This is a genomic window from Candidatus Limnocylindrales bacterium, assembly GCA_035626395.1.
GTDB lineage: Bacteria > Desulfobacterota > Binatia > UBA1149 > CAITLU01 > DASPNH01.
Genome location: DASPNR010000042.1, coordinates 59,238 through 75,910 on the forward strand (window position 1 = coordinate 59,238; position 16,673 = coordinate 75,910).

The following is a 16,673-nucleotide window of genomic DNA, read 5'->3' on the forward strand; positions in this document are numbered from 1 at the left end:
ATGACGTTTCCGATCGAGCCGCCCATCGAGCCCATGCTCGCCAAGCTTGCCGACGACATCCCGTCCGGCGACGCCTTCCTCTACGAACCGAAGTGGGACGGCTTTCGCGCCATCGTCTTTCGCGGCGGTCCCGGCGACGTCTACATCCAGAGCCGCGACTGCCGGCCCTTCGACCGCTACTTCCCCGACCTGCACGATGTCTTTCTGGCGCGTCTTCCCGATGGCTGCGTGCTCGACGGCGAGATCGTGATGCCGGCAGCGGGCGGCCTCGATTTCGACGCGTTGCAGCTGCGGCTGCATCCGGCCGCTTCGCGCGTTGCCAAGCTGGCCAGGGAAAAGCCCGCCTCCTTCGTCGCATTCGATGCGCTGGCCGCCGGCGGCGAGAGCCTGATGGAGCGGCCGCAGCAGGAGCGGCGCCAGCGTCTCGAGAAGCTGCTCGGAGCGATCGAGCCTCCCGTGCACGTGACGCCGGTGACCGGGGATCGCGCGCTGGCCGTGCAGTGGCTCGAGCAGTTCGAAGGCGCCGGCCTCGACGGCGTGATCGCCAAGTCGAAGGACGCGCCGTATCAGCCGGGCAAGCGCGCGATGATCAAGATCAAGCACGCTCGCACCGCCGAGTGCGTCGTCGCCGGCTTTCGCTGGCACAAGCAGGGGAAGGGGCTGGTGGGCTCGCTGCTGCTCGGTCTCTACGACGGCAAGGGCACGCTGCATCACGTCGGCGTCACCTCGTCGTTCACCATGGACAAGCGCCGTCAGCTCGCGCAGGAGCTCGAGCCGCTGCGAAAGAACGCCTTCGACGATCATCCCTGGAAGGAGTGGGCGCAGGCGCAGGAAGGCGTCCAGCGCATGCCCGGCGCGCAGAGCCGCTGGAGCGCCGGCAAGGACCTGTCGTGGGAGCCTCTGCGCATCGAGCGTGTGTGCGAGATCAAATACGATCACCTCCAGGGCGATCGCTTCCGCCACGCCGCGATCTTCCTGCGCTGGCGTCCGGACAAGCAGCCGCAGGACTGCCGCTACGACCAGCTCGAGGTCACGACTCCTTACGAGCTCGCGAAGGTGTTCGGCGCTTCGGTGCGGCGCTAGGCGGCTTTCCCTCCGCAACCTCTTCGTCCGGATCGAGCGCCTCCTGCTTCGGCCGCAGCCCGGGCGGCACATGCTGCAGGTTGATCCGCACGCGCGTCCAGGTCGAGGACTTGCCGCGCATCGCGTCGACCAGAACGTCGGCCGGCTGGAGATACGCAGCGGCCTCGGCATGGCGCTGCTTCCAGCGCTCGAGCCCTTCGAGCGCCGCCTCCTTATTCCAGGCGCGGCCGATCTCGAGGAGCGGATGCCGGGGCGCGCGCCTGCCCGCCGTCGACGTGGCCGACGCGCGGCTCTTGGACGGCTGCACGCGCGGCGGCTCTCCTTCCTGCTTCTTGTAGTGCGGAGGCCACGGGGCATCGCGGAGGCCATCGCGCGCGTGCCGCTCCGACAGCTCGAGCAGCGCATCGAGCGAGCACGGGTGCGCGTCGATGTCGGCATGGCGATCGCCGATGCTCGCGTGGCGTTGCGGCATCGTCTTCAGCGTGAAGTCGGCCGGATCGCAGCTGTCGATCTCGTCCCACGACAGCGGCGCCGAAACGCGTGCGTCGGGACGCGGCCGCACCGAATACGCGGAGGCGACGGTGCGGTCCTTGGCATTCTGATTGTAGTCGAGAAAGACGCCGTGACGCTCTTCCTTCCACCATTTGCTGGTAGCGATGGCCGGCGCGCGCCGCTCGACCTCTCGCGCGAACGCGACCGCAGCACGCCGCACGTCGTCGAATGGCCAGCGCGGATGCAGGCGCACGTTGACGTGGATGCCGCGCGATCCCGACGTCTTGGGCCACCCCACCAGCGAGAAGTCGGCCAGCGTCTCGCGCACGACGCGCGCGACCTCGACGATCTGCGCCCACTCCACGCCCGGCACGGGGTCCAGATCGATGCGCAGCTCGTCGGGATGATCGAGATCCTCGGCGCGCACCGGGTGCGGATGCAGCTCGATGCAGGCGAGGTTCGCCATCCATGCAAGGGCGGCCGCATCGCGCGGCACGATCTCCTCGGCGGTGCGGCCGGACGGGAAGCTGAGCGTGACGACGTCGAGCCACTCGGGCCGCGCCTGCGGCGCCCGCTTCTGGAAGAAGAACTCCTCGCCGATGCCGTTCGGATACCGCACCAGCACGTTGGGTCTTCCGCCCGCTCCGCGAAGCGCGCCGTCGGCGACCGACAGATAGTACTGCACCAGGTCGAGCTTGGTGCAGCCGGCGTCGGGAAACAGGATCTTCTGCGGATTCGTGATCGCGACCTGCCGTCCGCTGACGTCGATGATCTCGGCCTCGGCTTTCTTCGGCACGGGAGCCTCTAGCGGAACAGCCAGTCGTGCAGCTGGTAGAGTATCGTCGACACCACCACGCCCACCGCCAGCGCGATCCACGGCATCTCCGAAGGCACGAATCGCGTTCGTCCCTGCGCGATGGCGACGAACGGCAGCAGCGATGTCTCGGCGAAGAACGCGTCGAGCGTGCCGCGCTCCGTCACCCGCTTGCGTGCATCCTGGTGCATGCAGCCGACGAGGCCGATCAAGAAGACGCTGCCGAAGAACGCCACGTCGGCCGCGAACCCGTTGACGAGCAGGTGTCCCAGCGCCCACAGGCCGAGCGACATGAACAGCGGGTGGCGCGTGATGCGCGTCAGGCCGTACGCGCGCACGTGCTTGCGCGGCCCCAGCGATGCCGGGCTCGGCTGGACCAGCGCGGCGATGACCATCGAGAACATCGCACCCGAGAACAGCATCGACAGCCAGTGGATGGGCGCGGAGCCGCGCAGGCTCCACAGCAGCGGCCCGTCATGAATGTGCGCAAGATATACCGATACCATCGGCACGAACGTCGCCGCCGCCACCAGGGAATACAGGCCGAGGTAGGGCCCTTCGCCCAGCCTGCCGACCAGCATCGGCCGCAGGCGCACCGAAGCGATGGCCATGTGCGTGACGCCGAACAGGAACGCCCACACCAGGATCCACGCCCACGGCGGCATCAGCGCTCCCTCGATGTCTGCTGCATGCGCACTTCCTCCGTTGCCGGCGATGATGTCGGACGCGCCGCGGCCGTGGGCGCGGCGGCTCTCGAGGTCAGGCCGCGCCGACGCGCTCGCTGCCGAGGCCGCAGGCGGCCTCGTGGCCGACGGCTCGCGGGGCGGTCGCCGTATCGACACGCTTCATCCACTCGTCGACGACCGGCCGCTCCGCGCGCAGCGCCGCGCCTTCCTTGGCGCCGCAGATGCACGCGAACTGCGCGTAAACGGCGATGTCGGCGAGCGTCATCGAGGTGCCCACGAGCCACTCACGTCCCTGCAGCATGCCGGTCAGCGAATCGAAATGCCGGCGCACGTCGGCGAACACCTGCTTGCGGCTCTTCCGCCCGAGTCCCTGTTTGACGAGGATCGCCTTCATGTGACGCGGCACGAGGAACCGGCCGGCGCGGCGCACGATCTCGGTGTCCTTGGCGCATAGGATCGGCACCCACTTCTCGGCGTTGTGTCCGAGAGTGAAGCGAAGGAACACTTCGTAGAAGTACAGGCTCTCGTCGGCCCAGTCCTCCAACGCATGGACGAGGCCGCGCTCGCGCGCGTCGTCGGGGATCAGGGGAGGGTCGGGGAATTTCTCTTCGAGGTAGTAGGCGATGTCGGTCGAATCGCCGAGGCTCTTGCCGTCGTGCTCGATGGCCGGAAGCTTGCCGACCTTGTTGACCTTGCGAATCTTGGTCACGGCCTCCTGCATCGAGATCTCGCGCACCTCGTACTCGACCCCCTTGTACTGGAGGATGCGTCGAACCTTGTCGCAGAAGGGAGAGATCTCGAACTGGTAGAGCGTGACCACATGTGCCTCCTGAGCGGCCTCTCCTGGTCGCCACCGCGCGCTTCCCCCGGCGCGATCGCCCGCCGTCTACATTGACTTCCGGCAGGGCCCTGTCTAAGGTCCGCCCGGGTTCAGGCGATGGCAAGAGTAACCGTAGAAGATTGCTTAGAAAAGGTTCCGAACCGGTTCCTTCTCACGACCGTCGCCGTGCGCCGGGCCAAGCAGCTCCTGCGCGGCGCGCGGCCCCTCGTGGAGACCGACAACAAAGAGATCGTCACGGCGCTGCGCGAAGTGGCCGCCGGCACGGTCAAGCAGATCGAGAGCGAGCCCGGGAGCTGACGCCGCGGCAGCGCGCCGCGACCGAGACATCCGCTGCCGCCCCGCGAGCCGGCGCGATCGGCGGTCCGGCCCGAACTCATGGCCGACCGAAGAACGACCGACAGCGAATCCCACGACGGCACCAGCGGTGCCGACGCATCAGCCGGCAAACGCCGCCGTTCCACCGACACCGACAAAGAGGCGCCCGAGGGCACCCACCAGCCCAAAACGCGCAAGCGTTCGTCCCGCGCCGCCAAGGCTTCTGCCAAGACCGTGCCGCCCAAGGACGCGGCGCGCGAGCCTGCCAAGGCCCGCGCCGACGAGGCGGCCACGGACGAGGACGACGCCATCGTCCTGGAGCCCGAGGTGCTGGAGGCCGAAATCCTCGACGACCTCTCCGCGCCCGACTTCGCCGCCGATCCCGACCTGAGCACCGATGCCGAGCCGGCCGGCGAGCCCGTCGTCATCACCGATGATGCCGACGACATGCTGGCGGCCAGCGAGGGTATCGGCGAGCGCAACGTCGAGGTGCAGCTTCCGACGCTTGCAGCCGCGCCGAGCGCAGGCGCGCTCGTGCCGGCCGATGCGCTGTCGCGCTACCTCGCCGAGATCCGGCACTATCCGCTTCTGTCGCGCGAGGAGGAGCACGAGCTTGCCGTCCGCTACGCCGAGGAAGGCGACCGCGACGCGGCCGTCAAGCTCATCACCTCGAATCTGCGCCTGGTGGTGCTGATCGCGCGTGAGTACCAGCGCGCGTTCCACAACCTCCTCGACCTCGTCCAGGAAGGCAACGTCGGCCTCCTCGAAGCGGTCAAGCAGTTCGACCCGTACCGCGGCGTGCGCTTCCCGTCGTACGCGGTGTGGTGGATTCGCGCCTACATCATCCGCTACGTCATGAACAATTTCCGCCTGGTCAAGGTCGGCACGACGCAGGCGCAGCGGCGGCTGTTCTTCAATCTGAACAAGGAGAAGGCGCGCCTGGAGGCCGCCGGCTTCAAGCCCACGAGCAAGATGATCGCCGAGAACCTGGGCGTGAAGGAGCGCGAGGTCATCGAGATGGACCAGCGGCTGGCCTCGTCCTCGGAGATGTCGGTGGAGACGCCGCTGACGCGGGACGAGGACGCCGGGACGATGCTCGACGTGCTGCGCGCCCCCGGCGCCAGCGCCGAGGAAGAGGTGGCCGAGGGAGAGTTCTACGCGCTGATGAAGGAGAAGCTCGGCGAGTTCGCCGAGACCCTCAAGGGGCGAGAGGCGGAGATCTTCCAGGAGCGGCTGGTCGCGGAGAACCCGCTGACCCTCCAGGAGCTGGGTGACCGCTACGGCGTCAGCCGCGAGCGCGTCCGCCAGATGGAGGCGGCGGTCAAGAAGAAGCTGCGCGAGTATCTGGTCAGCCAGGTGCGCGACCTCGACGAAGATATGGTCGTTTGATACGTTTCCACCGTGCGCGAGACTCCGACGGCAGGGTTGGTCGTGATCGGCAACGAGATCCTTTCCGGGAAGGTGACCGATGCCAATACGCCCTTCCTGGCTCGTGAGCTGCGGTCTCTCGGCGTCTCGCTCGAGCGCGTCACGATCATTCCGGACGAGATCGACACGGTGGCAAGCGTCGTCGCCGACTTCGCCGCTCGCTTCGACCTCGTGTTCACCTCCGGCGGCGTCGGTCCCACGCACGACGACGTGACGATGGAGGGAATCGCCAAGGCGTTCGACCGCGAGGTCGTCGAGCATCCCGGCCTGCGCGCCGCGATCGAGAAGTTCGTCGGCTCGCGCGTCAACGACGCGCATCTGAAGATGGCGCGAGTTCCCGACGGCTGCGAGCTCGTCACCGGCGATCACGCGGCCTTCCCGACCATCGTCGTCGGCAACGTCTACGTGCTTCCGGGCATTCCCGAGATCTTCCAGGACAAGATCGTCTCGCTGCGCGACCGCTTCCGCACCCAGCCCTACCACCTTCGCCAGGTTCTGGTGCGGGAGAACGAGACGGGGATCGCCGAGTTCCTCAACGCCACGCTGGCGGCCTTCCCCGAGCTGCTGCTGGGCTCGTATCCCAAGCTTGCGCATCCGGAGTATCGGGTGCGCCTGACGCTCGAGTCCAAGGACGAGAGCTATCTGGAGCGCGCGCTGGCCGATCTGATCGAGAGGCTGCCCGACGGGTACGTGGTTCGAATCGAGCCCTGAGCCGCCGGCGGCGGCGGCGCCAACATGCTGATTTCCAAGGGCAGCGGGCCACGATGCGCGCCGGTGCGCGCTTGTCAGCGCACAGGGGGTCGGGTAGCTTCGGCCCGCTCCCAGCACCCGAGCTGGTCCATCTCCGGGCTTTGTAACGAAAGATCGAGTCGGCGCGCTGCGCCGGGTTCACGAGAGGTCACCGACATGAACAAGAACGTTCGCTCTGTTGCTCTGGCCGCGGCCGTCCTGAGTCTGGCAGGCCTTGCCGGCTGCGACATGATCTCGGGCTACTTCCGCGCCCAGAAGGCCGCGGTCAAGTGGGAGGGCCAGATCGAGGAGATCGCCTTCTCCAAGCTCGAGAAGGACGGGAAGGTGTTCGACATCGAGATGCACTCGCGCATCGACGCTCCGCCCGACAAGGTCTGGGAGGCGATGAAGCAGCCGCAGCGCCTGTCCGAGTTCAGCGACCAGTACAAGAAGAGCGAGGTGCTCAAGGACGAGGGCAACCACAAGGAGCTGGAGCTCCACGTGCTGGCGCTCGACAACCTGCAGACCTTCACGGTCTCGATGGACTTCGACGACGCCACCAAGACGCTGAAGATCAAGACCATCACCTCCTCGATCGCCGACATCGACGGCAGCTATCATCTGGAGCCGTCGCCGGACGGCACCAAGACCGCCTACATCTACAAGGCCAAGCAGACCGACAAGGTCGCGCTGCCGATCTCCGAGAGCGTGCAGGCCAGTGCGATCAAGGAGAGCTTCGTCAACCAGGTGCGCGCGATCAAGAAGCAGATCGGCGTCGAGAAGCCGGCAGCCGCCGGGTGATCCCGAGCCGCCGCAGCGGCGTGTTTTTCGGCGAGGCCGTCTCCACAGAGGCGGCCTCGTCTGCTTCTGCCCCATGAAGATCACACGTGCCGAGTTCCGCGCGGCGGCCACCAGCGTCGCATCGATCCCGCCCGCCCGCCATCCCGAGATCGCGCTGGCGGGTCGCTCCAATGTCGGCAAGTCCTCGCTCCTGAACCGGTTGACCAACCGAAGCTCGCTGGCTCGCACCAGCCGCACGCCCGGCTGCACGCGCGGGCTCCTCTTCTACGACGTCAATGACGCCATCACCCTCGTCGACCTTCCCGGCTACGGCTACGCCAGCCGGTCGCAGGCCGAGCGGCGCCAGTGGAAGGTGCTGGTGGAGCGCTACCTGGAGACGCGCGAGGAGCTGGCCGGCGTGCTCATCCTCGTCGACTCGCGGCGCGGGCCCGAGCAGGAAGAGTCCGAGCTGGCCGAGTATCTTCAGGAGGTCGGCCTGCCGTTCGCATTCGTCCTGACCAAGGCCGACAAGCTGACGCGCTCGGCGCTGGCCAGGCAGACGGCGGCCGTTTCCAAGGCCATGGCGCCGGCCGTGGTGCTGGCCACCTCCTCGCAGAGCGGCGCCGGGATCGACGGCGTCTGGAAATGGATCCGCGCCGCCATCGCGGTCGAGAGCGAGCTCGACGAGAGCGATGGCGACAGCGGCGGCGGCGAGCGCGGCGGCGGCGGCGAGCGCGACGGCGGCGGCGAAGATGGCGGCGAGGACGAGAGCGGCTCGTGAGGCGCCACCTGTTCGAGCTGCTGCGGCCCACGCACTGGGTCAAGAACGGTTTCGTCCTGGCCGCGTTCGTCTTCTCGCTCAATCGCACCAGCGAGATCGCGCTGGTGCGCACCGTCGCGGCATTCGTGATCTTCTGCCTGGCCTCCAGCAGCGCCTACGTCCTCAATGACGTCCTCGATGCGTCGCGCGACCGCCTTCACCCGGAGAAGCGCCTGCGCCCGGTGGCCTGCGGCGCCGTCTCGCGCCGCGACGCGCTGGTGCTGGCGCTGGCGCTGGCCGTCGCCGCGCTCGCCGGCTCGCTGCTGGTCGACCTGCAGCTGTTCCTGTGCACTGCCGCGTTCCTGACCCTGCAGGCCGCCTACAGCAGCGCTCTCAAGCGCGTCGCGGTCATCGATGCGATGGCGATTGCCGGCGGTTTCGTGCTGCGGACCATGGCGGGCGTGATTGCGGCGGGCGCGCAGATGTCGGCGTGGCTGTTCCTGTCCACGTTCCTGCTCGCGCTGTTCCTGGCGCTGGCCAAGCGCCGTCACGAGCTGCTCGAGCTGGGCGATCAGGCAGGCGATCATCGCGACGTGCTCGAGCGCTACCGGCAGACGCCGCTGGATACGCTGATCGTGCTGCTGGCGCTGGCGGTCATCGGCGTCTACGTCCAGTACACGCTCAGCAGCGACGTCGCGGCCCGCCTCGGGACCACCCGCTTGTACGTGACGGTTCCTTTTGTGGTCTTCGGGGTTTTTCGCTACCTATTCCTGGTTTACGGGCACGAGAAAGGCGGCAACCCCACCAACGCTCTGCTCGATGACCACCCGCTGCAGATCGGGGTCGCCTTGTGGGCCGCGACGGTGGTCGTTCTCCTGTACGCGTAGCCCTTCCGCGTCGACGGACGCGACGCCGCATTTCGCGGCACGCGCGATGCGGAAGCCGGAGCGGGCGGGTCGCGGCTCGCCGGCTTGAGTAGCCCGCTCGCCAGAGCGACCCTTGGGACAGAACCGCCGGCAACATGCTCGAACGCATCCGTAAAGTGATTCTGGGGGACATCAGCACGCGCTTCATCAAGCGCCTGCGCCCCATCGTCGTCCGCATCAACGAGCTCGAGCCCAAGATCAAGGAGCTGTCCGACCAGGAGCTGGGCGCGCAGACCGCGCGCTTTCGCGAGCGCCTGGACCGCGGCGAGCCGCTCGACGACATGCTGGTGGAGGCGTTCGCCACGGTGCGCGAGGCGGGGCGGCGCGTCCTCAACATGCGCCACTTCGACGTGCAGCTGATCGGCGGCCTGATCCTGCACGCCGGCCGCATCGCCGAAATGAAGACCGGCGAAGGCAAGACGCTGGTGGCGACCCTGCCCATGTACACCAACGCCCTTCTGGGCAAGGGCTGCCACCTGGTCACCGTCAACGACTACCTGGCGCGCCGCGACGCCGAGTGGATGGGCCGCATCTACAAGTTCCTGGGCATGTCGGTGGGCATCATCTACCACGACATGGACGACGCCGAGCGCGCCCGCGCCTACCGCTCCGACATCACCTACGGCCAGAACAACGAGTTCGGGTTCGACTACCTGCGCGACAACATGAAGTTCTCGGTGCAGGCCTTCGCCCAGCGCGACCTGCACTACGCCATCGTCGACGAGGTCGACTCGATCCTGATCGACGAGGCGCGCACGCCGCTGATCATCTCGGGCCCGGCCGAGCAGTCGACCGAGAAGTACTACGCCATCAACCGCATCATACCGCGGCTGAAGAAGGAAGAGCACTTCACGATCGACGAGAAGCAGCGCTCGGCCATGCTGACCGACGAGGGCGTTGCCGAGGTCGAGAAGATTCTCGGCGTACCCAATCTCTACGATCCCTCCGCCATCGAGATCCTGCATCACGTCAATCAGGGCCTGCGCGCGCACGCGCTCTACAGGCGCGACGTGGATTACATGGTGCACGAAGGGCAGGTGGTGATCGTCGACGAGTTCACCGGGCGACTCATGCCCGGGCGCCGGTGGAGCGACGGCCTGCATCAGGCGGTGGAAGCCAAGGAAGGCGTCAACATCGAGCGCGAGAACCAGACGCTCGCGACCGTCACCTTCCAGAACTACTTCCGCATGTACCGAAAGCTGGCGGGCATGACGGGAACCGCCGAGACCGAGGCCGAGGAGTTTCGCAAGATCTACGGCCTCGACGTCATCGTGGTGCCCACCAACCGCCCGATGATCCGCAAGGACCATCCCGACGTCGTCTACAAAACCCAGCGCGAGAAATACAAGGCGGTCATCGAGGAGATCAAGGACTGCCACGAGCGCGGCCAGCCCGTACTCGTGGGCACGATTTCGATCGAGAAGTCGGAGATGCTCGGCGAGATGCTCAAGCGCGACGGCGTGCGCCACCACGTCCTCAACGCCAAGCATCACGCGCGCGAAGCCGAGATCGTCGCGCAGGCGGGCCGCAAGGGCGCGGTGACGATCTCGACCAACATGGCCGGCCGCGGCACCGACATCGTGCTCGGCGGCAACGCCGAATTCCTCGCGCGAGCCGAGTGCATGCTCGGCGAGGAGGACGCCAAATGGGCCGCCACGCTGGAGCGGCTGCGCGAGCAGTGCGCCGCCGAGCGCGAGGAGGTCGTGGCCGCCGGCGGCCTGCACATCCTAGGCACCGAGCGTCACGAGTCGCGGCGAATCGACAACCAGCTTCGCGGCCGTTCGGGCCGCCAGGGCGATCCGGGCTCGTCGCGCTTCTTCCTGTCGCTCGAGGACGATCTGCTGCGCATCTTCGGAGCCGAACGCATCCAGGGCCTGATGAAGCGCCTGGGCATGGAGGACGACGTACCCATCGAGTCGCGCATGGTCTCGCGCGCGGTGGAGAACGCGCAGAAGAAGGTCGAGGGACACAACTTCGACATCCGCAAGCACCTGCTCGAATACGACGACGTCATGAACAAGCAGCGCGAGGTGATCTACACCCGCCGCCGCGAGTATCTTGCTGCCGAAAGCCTGCGCGACGAGGCGCTGGCCGTCGCGCGCGAGCATGCCGAAGCGCTGCCGCTCAACTACATCGGCGACCGGCCGCGTGCCGAGTGGGACTGGAAGGCGCTGAGCGACGCGGTCTTCGGCCACTTCCACATCCATTTCGAGATTCCCGAAGAGGAGCGCGAAACGATCAAGCCCGAGCAGGTCGTCGAGCGCCTGACCGCGGCCGTGGAGGCGCGCTACGAAGAGCGCGAGCGCGAGTTCGGCGACGACATCGTGCGCCAGCTCGAGAAGGTCATCCTGCTGCAGGCCATCGACCATCACTGGAAGGACCACCTGCTGGCGATGGATCATCTCAAGGAAGGCATCGGCCTGCGCGGATACGGCCAGCGCAACCCGTTGCAGGAGTACCAGCGCGAAGGCTTCCAGCTTTTCGAGGCGATGCTCGAGCGCTTCGAGCAGGACGCGATCTCCAAGCTGTTCTCCGTGCGCGTGGCCACGCAGGAAGAGCAGGCCGCGCAGCGCGAGGCGGAGGCGCAGGAAGAGGCCGCCCCGCGCGAATCGGCCGCCAGCAGCGCCGGCACCAGCGATGCCCCCGCCGCGCGGCAGCCGGCTCCGGCGCAGCCCGCTCTGGACCGGCGCGCAGCCGAGCGCCAGCTCATGGAAGCGCGCCTGAATCAGCAGCGACTCGAAGAGCAGCGACGGCGCGCGGAGCGCCAGATGGTGCTCTCGCACGGCAATGACCGCCAGCCGGCACAGCGTCCCGGACAGACACGCGAGCCGGACAGGGTCGGACGCAACGACCCTTGCCCTTGCGGCAGCGGCAAAAAATACAAGAAGTGTCACGGAAAGGTTGCGTGAGACGGTGAAGATCGAGCCAGCGGCTGCCCCTCCTCCCATTCGCGGCTTCCGTTTCAGCGGTGTCCACGGCGGCATCAAGAAGAAGGGGCGCCGCGACTTCGCGCTCATCGTCGCCGACCGTCCCTGCGCTGCCGCCGCCGTCTTCACGCAGAACGCGTGCGCTGCCGCTCCGGTCGTCGTCGCGCGCGAACACGTGGCGCCCGGCAGGCTGCAGGCGATCATGGTCAACTCCGGCAACGCCAACTGCGCCACCGGCGAGCAGGGGATGAAGATCGCGCGCTGGAGCTGCGATGAGCTGGCGGCGCGGCTCGGAATCGATCCGCACCTCGTGCTGCCGTGCTCGACCGGCGTGATCGGCGTTCCGCTGGACCGGCGCGTGATGGCGCGCGCCATCGCGCTCGGTGTCGATCAGCTGAGCAGGCGCGGCTTCGGCGCAGCCGCGCGGGCGATCCTGACCTCGGACGCGTTTCCGAAGTGGGCGTCGCGAACGCTGCACCTCGGCGGCAGCGAGATCCAGGTGGCGGCCATGGCCAAGGGCGCGGGCATGATCGAGCCGAAAATGGCCACGATGCTGTCGTTCGTCCTCACCGACGCCAAGCTCTCGCCAGCCGCGGCCGCCTCGATGCTGAAGGCGGGCGTAGCGCGCAGCCTCAACCGCATCAGCGTCGACGGCGATACCAGCACCAACGACACCTGCGTCCTGATGGCATCGGGCGACGCCGCCGGCGACGCGATCGAAGGCGAGGAGAGCGAAGGCTACCAGGCGGTGGCCGGCGCCGTGGCCGAGGTGCTCGAGGAAGTCGCGCGCATGATCGTGCGCGACGGCGAGGGCGCCACCAAGATGATCGATCTGGTCGTGGCCGGCGCTGCCGACGACGCGCAGGCCGACCACGTCGCGCGCAAGGTAGTCAACTCGCCGCTGGTGCGATGCGCACTGACCGGCGCCGATCCGAACTGGGGACGGCTGGTGATGGCGCTCGGCAACACCGGCGTCGCCATCGACCTCTCCGTGCTTTCGGTGGACGTGGCCGACGTGCCGCTGGTGCGCAACGGCGTCGTGCTCTCGGAGGATGCACTCAACGCCGCACGCAAGGTGATGAAGCGCGAGGCGTACACGATGACGCTGCGCCTGGGCGACGGCCCCGGGACCGCGACCATGATCACCAGCGATCTCACCGAAGAATACGTGCGCTTCAACTCCGCGTACACGTCGTGATCCTCGCGCCCAGCCAGCGGCCAGACCGCGCTTTTCCCGGCCGGGGCCGGTGCGACGACCTGGGCGGCGTCGCTGCTTGCCGCGTCCTGCACATGCCGCTTCTCCCGCGGCTGACCTGAGCTCGACGGCGCATCCCCGATGCGGCTGCTCATCATCCCGGTCTTCTACTTCCTGTTCACCGGGCTGCTCTGGTTCACCATCGGCGATCGCCTCGACCTCCCCGAGTCGTTCGACGAAGTCGTGCCGTGGCTGCGCTCGTTCCAGTCGTGGGCGTGGGCCGTGGCGATGGCCGTCGTCATCGCCGACTTCCTGCTGCCCATGCCGTCGACGCCGGCGCTGATCGGCCTGGGCGTCATCTACGGGCCATGGACTGGCGGCGCGCTCGGCGGCGTCGCTTGCACCACTGCCGGCATGATGGGCTTCGGGCTTGCCCGCATGCTCGGCCGCCGCGGCGCGCTGTGGCTCGTCGATGAGCGGGAGCTGGCGGCGGTGGAGCGCTTCTACTCGCGCTGGGGGATCTACGCGGTCGTCTTCGGACGCGCCGTCGGCGGCCCGGCCGAATGGCTCGTGCTCACGGCCGGCATCAGCGGAATGTCGTGGCTGCGGGCGCTGCTCGGCGTGATGGCCGGCGGTTTTGCCGCTGCGTTCGTGCACGCGATGCTCGGCGACATTGCCGTGCAGCGGCCGCTGCTGGCGCTGGTCATCGTTCTGACGCTGGCGGGTGCGATGGCGCTGGTCGCGCGCTGGATGATTCGCGCGCGCCGTTGAGCACGGGAGCACGCCCTCTCGTGCGTGCTCCCGCCCAGCCATGCAGGGAAAGGGGCTTGCGCCGATGCGGCCCGGCGGCCACCATCCCTGCGCGATGCCATGAACGAAGCCGCCCTTCGCGAACGCATTCTCCAGATCGCCGATGAGGCCAAGGCGCAGGCGGTCGCGGTCGCCGCCTACGACTTTCAGCGGCGCCGCTCCTGGTCGCTGCACGGCCACCGCTGGTTCCACGCCGCCAGCACCATCAAGGTGCCGGTGCTGCTGGCCGTGTTCGACGCCATCCATGCCGGGCGGTTCGAGCACTACTCGCGCGTGCACGTCCGCAACCGCTTTCTGAGCGCCGTCGACGGCTCCCCTTACCGCGTCGACTCGCGCCGCGACGCCAACGGCGACGTCCACGCCGCGCGCGGAAAGACCATGATGGTGCGCGAGCTCGCCCATCACATGATCGCCACCAGCAGCAACCTGGCCACCAACCTGCTCCTGGACGTCGTGGGCCTGCAGCAGGCGCAGGCGACCATGGCACGGCTGGGCCTGCGCGGGATCGACCTGCTGCGCGGCGTCGAGGACGAGGCGGCCTGGGAGGCCGACGTCAACAACCGCATCACGGCCGAAGGCCTGTGCGACGCGCTGCGCATGATCGAGGAGGGCCGCGCGATCTCGCCGGAGGCCTCGGCGGCGATGCTCGAGATCCTCCACCAGCAGCGCTTCAAGAGCGGCATTCCGGCCGGGCTTCCCGACGACGCGCGCGTGGCCCACAAGACCGGCGAGATGTCCTCGGTCGCGCACGATGGCGGCATCGTCTACCTCGGCGGCCGCGACGCCTACGTGCTCGTGATCCTGACCGAGTGGCGACCGGACACCGACGGACGGCAGAAGACCATCGCGCGCATCTCGCGCGCCGTGTACGAGACGATCACCGCGGGCACCGCGTGAGGGCGATGAACCAGCTGCGCCTGCCGGCCTTCCGCGCCGCCAGCGAGCTGCGCCTGCCGATGGTGCACGCCGCCGAGCTGCCGGCGGACGTGCGCGAGGTCCTGCGGCCTGGCCAGACGATGGAGTCGCGCACCGGCACGCACCACGTGCTGCCTTCGTCGTTTCTGCGCATCGAATCGTGGGAGCAGGCGCGCAGCGTCAACCTCACCGCGCACTTCGGGCTGTGGGAGCTGATCGGCGTCGACCTTCGCGAAGCGCCGGCGGCCAGCGCCTACCCGCGCTACGTACCGTGCGCGCTGCTGCTGCTGGCGGCGGCGCTCGAGCTGCTGCGTATCGAGGTCGGCAGCTACGTCCACATCGCCGCCAACGGCGGGTACCGCTCGCCCGCACACGCGCTGAGCACGCACGCCTCCCGTCACTGCTGGGGCACGGCCGCCAACATCTACCGTATCGGGGATACGTACCTGGAGTCGCGGCAGGACATCGAGAAATACGCAGCCGCCGCCAGGCGTGTCATTCCCGGCGTGTGGGTCCGACCCTGCGGCCCCTCGGTTGGCGAGGCCGATGACCATCTGCACCTCGACCTCGGCTATACGATCTTCGATCCGGTGAATGAGTAGCAGGCCGGAGAGTCCGCATAGGCATGGCAGACCAGAAGAAGCTGGACCTGCCCCATGCGCCCGACCGGCTCACCCTTGCTGCCATGGGCATGGAGGCGGAGTTCGCGCTGATGGTGGACGACCAGCAGCGGCGGCCCGAAGACCTCTTCGGCAGCCCGCGCGACTTCATTCGCGGGAACCTGATGCACCGCCAGGGGACCTCCTACCACCTGCCCACCGGGGGCGCCGTCTACTTCGACACCGGCGTCATCGAGGCCGCCACGCCGGTCATCGAGCTGGAGCCTGGCTGCGCCGCGCGCGCCGGCCGCTCGCTGTGGGAGGCCATCCGGTTCATCCGCCAGGAACTCGACGCCTGGGACGAGCGCACGCGGCATCACACGCGCCTGGTCGGTTTCAGCGCGCACTACAACGTCTCGTTCTCGCTGCCGAACGGCGAGCCGTCCAACGGCCGAACGGTGGAGCGGCTCGCGCATCTGCTGACGTACATCCTGCCCGCGCCGGTGATGCTGCTGGCGACCAACCGCCGCTCCACCGGCGTCGGCGTGCGTCCACGCAGCGACCGCATCGAGATCACAGCCGACTTCACTCCCAGCGCGCCGCTCATGATCGCCACGGGCACGCTGATCGTCGGCATCGTGCGCGAGGTCATGCGCTGGCCGAGCTATGAGCTGTCCGAGCTCGAGCGGCATGACGTTGCGGTGATCGACGGTTTCGCTCCCGTGCCGCACACCTCGCGCAAGGGCTGGCTGGCCTCGCGCGACTGCTACGTGGAAAATCCCTTCGCCTGCAACGTGGACGAGCCGATGTGGCCGACGGTGCGCCATGGCGTCATGAGCCTGCGCGGAATCGCGCAGACGACACTGCGCTTGTTCGAGCAGTCGATCCGGCGAATCTCCGATCCGTTCACGTTCCGCCTGATCGGCTCGGTGATCGGCGGTCGCAGCCCCTCGCTGCTCGACCTCGATGACCGCCCCGCCGAGTACGAGGACGTGGGGCGGCTGTGCATGTGGGACGAGCTGTTTCCGCCCGCCAAGCTCGAGCGCTCGCGCTACGAGCGCGTCCTGATCCGCGCGATCTCGGGCCAGCACCTCCACCTGAACGGCCACAGCCTGCGGCCCGTCGGCATGCGCGGGTGGTCGGCGGTGGTCTTCCGCAGCGACGACGACAACCGCCGCCGCGTCATTCCGATCGACGCTCTCCTCGAGCACCTTGCCGATTGGGAGCGGGGCCGAGTCTGAGCTCCAGCGATGCCGGCCGCGCGTCCGCACGCTGCCTCGCTTCCCTGGTGAGCCGCCCTCAGGGCGAAGCGCAGGAACGGCGCCGTTGGCCGTCACCGATCCGCTTTCTGAGCGTCACGCAGCGCGCCGCAG

16 protein-coding genes are annotated in these 16,673 nt (G+C 68.2%); 13 read left to right on the top strand and 3 right to left on the bottom strand.

The annotated features are described in order from the left end of the window. A complete protein-coding gene (locus VEC57_16095; GenBank protein HYC00657.1) occupies positions 1–1,083 on the top strand; it encodes an ATP-dependent DNA ligase in 1,083 nt (360 codons plus the stop codon). On the opposite strand, the gene ligD is transcribed toward VEC57_16095, so the two are convergent. The 3 genes from ligD to VEC57_16110 all read right to left on the bottom strand — a co-directional run bounded on the left by ligD (position 1,031) and on the right by VEC57_16110 (position 3,895). Then, on the bottom strand, positions 1,031–2,371 hold the full coding sequence (gene ligD, locus VEC57_16100) for a non-homologous end-joining DNA ligase (protein HYC00658.1): 1,341 nt from the start codon (positions 2,369–2,371) through the stop codon (positions 1,031–1,033). The genes VEC57_16095 and ligD overlap by 53 nt on opposite strands. An 8-nt stretch (positions 2,372–2,379) precedes the next feature. Continuing rightward, positions 2,380–3,054, bottom strand: a complete 675-nt coding sequence (locus tag VEC57_16105) for an NnrU family protein (GenBank protein ID HYC00659.1) — start codon at positions 3,052–3,054, stop codon at positions 2,380–2,382. A gap of 94 nt (positions 3,055–3,148) precedes the next feature. Then, positions 3,149–3,895: a glutathione S-transferase family protein gene (locus VEC57_16110; GenBank protein HYC00660.1), complete on the bottom strand. Its 747-nt coding sequence runs from the start codon at positions 3,893–3,895 to the stop codon at positions 3,149–3,151. 117 nt (positions 3,896–4,012) lie between these two features. Between VEC57_16110 and rpoZ the strand changes: the two genes are divergently transcribed. The 12 genes from rpoZ to VEC57_16170 all read left to right on the top strand — a co-directional run bounded on the left by rpoZ (position 4,013) and on the right by VEC57_16170 (position 16,541). Beyond that, complete coding sequence (gene rpoZ, locus VEC57_16115) at positions 4,013–4,213, top strand: DNA-directed RNA polymerase subunit omega (protein ID HYC00661.1); 201 nt, start codon at positions 4,013–4,015, stop codon at positions 4,211–4,213. Between the two features lie 78 nt (positions 4,214–4,291). Beyond that, complete coding sequence (locus tag VEC57_16120) at positions 4,292–5,620, top strand: RNA polymerase factor sigma-32 (protein ID HYC00662.1); 1,329 nt, start codon at positions 4,292–4,294, stop codon at positions 5,618–5,620. 12 nt (positions 5,621–5,632) lie between these two features. Continuing rightward, positions 5,633–6,370 (top strand): molybdopterin-binding protein, encoded by a 738-nt coding sequence (locus VEC57_16125; protein ID HYC00663.1) that lies wholly within the window; start codon positions 5,633–5,635, stop codon positions 6,368–6,370. A gap of 195 nt (positions 6,371–6,565) precedes the next feature. Then, positions 6,566–7,189, top strand: coding sequence for an SRPBCC family protein (locus VEC57_16130; protein HYC00664.1), 624 nt, complete (start codon positions 6,566–6,568; stop codon positions 7,187–7,189). 73 nt (positions 7,190–7,262) lie between these two features. Beyond that, positions 7,263–7,949, top strand: coding sequence for a ribosome biogenesis GTP-binding protein YihA/YsxC (yihA, locus tag VEC57_16135; protein ID HYC00665.1), 687 nt, complete (start codon positions 7,263–7,265; stop codon positions 7,947–7,949). Beyond that, positions 7,946–8,815, top strand: coding sequence for a decaprenyl-phosphate phosphoribosyltransferase (locus VEC57_16140; protein HYC00666.1), 870 nt, complete (start codon positions 7,946–7,948; stop codon positions 8,813–8,815). Before yihA ends, VEC57_16140 begins: the two co-directional genes overlap by 4 nt. A gap of 134 nt (positions 8,816–8,949) precedes the next feature. Continuing rightward, on the top strand, positions 8,950–11,763 hold the full coding sequence (secA, locus tag VEC57_16145) for a preprotein translocase subunit SecA (protein ID HYC00667.1): 2,814 nt from the start codon (positions 8,950–8,952) through the stop codon (positions 11,761–11,763). 4 nt (positions 11,764–11,767) lie between these two features. Then, a complete protein-coding gene (argJ, locus tag VEC57_16150) occupies positions 11,768–12,979 on the top strand; it encodes a bifunctional glutamate N-acetyltransferase/amino-acid acetyltransferase ArgJ (protein HYC00668.1) in 1,212 nt (403 codons plus the stop codon). Positions 12,980–13,117: 138 nt separating this feature from the next. After that, on the top strand, positions 13,118–13,747 hold the full coding sequence (locus VEC57_16155) for a VTT domain-containing protein (GenBank protein HYC00669.1): 630 nt from the start codon (positions 13,118–13,120) through the stop codon (positions 13,745–13,747). A 99-nt stretch (positions 13,748–13,846) separates the two neighbouring features. Further along, positions 13,847–14,683, top strand: coding sequence for a serine hydrolase (locus VEC57_16160; GenBank protein ID HYC00670.1), 837 nt, complete (start codon positions 13,847–13,849; stop codon positions 14,681–14,683). A 5-nt stretch (positions 14,684–14,688) separates the two neighbouring features. Continuing rightward, positions 14,689–15,303: a hypothetical protein gene (locus VEC57_16165; GenBank protein ID HYC00671.1), complete on the top strand. Its 615-nt coding sequence runs from the start codon at positions 14,689–14,691 to the stop codon at positions 15,301–15,303. A 23-nt stretch (positions 15,304–15,326) separates the two neighbouring features. After that, positions 15,327–16,541: a hypothetical protein gene (locus VEC57_16170; GenBank protein HYC00672.1), complete on the top strand. Its 1,215-nt coding sequence runs from the start codon at positions 15,327–15,329 to the stop codon at positions 16,539–16,541. The last annotated feature ends 132 nt before the right edge of the window (positions 16,542–16,673 follow it).

Excerpts from the sequence above, each read along its gene's own strand:
- VEC57_16095 (HYC00657.1), top strand. The coding sequence starts at position 1 with ATGACGTTTCCGATCGAGCCGCCCATCGAGCCCATGCTCGCCAAGCTT.
- VEC57_16105 (HYC00659.1), bottom strand. The coding sequence starts at position 3,054 with ATGCCGCCGTGGGCGTGGATCCTGGTGTGGGCGTTCCTGTTCGGCGTC.
- rpoZ (HYC00661.1), top strand. The coding sequence starts at position 4,013 with ATGGCAAGAGTAACCGTAGAAGATTGCTTAGAAAAGGTTCCGAACCGG.
- VEC57_16120 (HYC00662.1), top strand. The coding sequence starts at position 4,292 with ATGGCCGACCGAAGAACGACCGACAGCGAATCCCACGACGGCACCAGC.
- VEC57_16130 (HYC00664.1), top strand. The coding sequence starts at position 6,566 with ATGAACAAGAACGTTCGCTCTGTTGCTCTGGCCGCGGCCGTCCTGAGT.
- yihA (HYC00665.1), top strand. The coding sequence starts at position 7,263 with ATGAAGATCACACGTGCCGAGTTCCGCGCGGCGGCCACCAGCGTCGCA.
- secA (HYC00667.1), top strand. The coding sequence starts at position 8,950 with ATGCTCGAACGCATCCGTAAAGTGATTCTGGGGGACATCAGCACGCGC.
- VEC57_16155 (HYC00669.1), top strand. The coding sequence starts at position 13,118 with ATGCGGCTGCTCATCATCCCGGTCTTCTACTTCCTGTTCACCGGGCTG.
- VEC57_16160 (HYC00670.1), top strand. The coding sequence starts at position 13,847 with ATGAACGAAGCCGCCCTTCGCGAACGCATTCTCCAGATCGCCGATGAG.
- VEC57_16165 (HYC00671.1), top strand. The coding sequence starts at position 14,689 with ATGAACCAGCTGCGCCTGCCGGCCTTCCGCGCCGCCAGCGAGCTGCGC.
- VEC57_16170 (HYC00672.1), top strand. The coding sequence starts at position 15,327 with ATGGCAGACCAGAAGAAGCTGGACCTGCCCCATGCGCCCGACCGGCTC.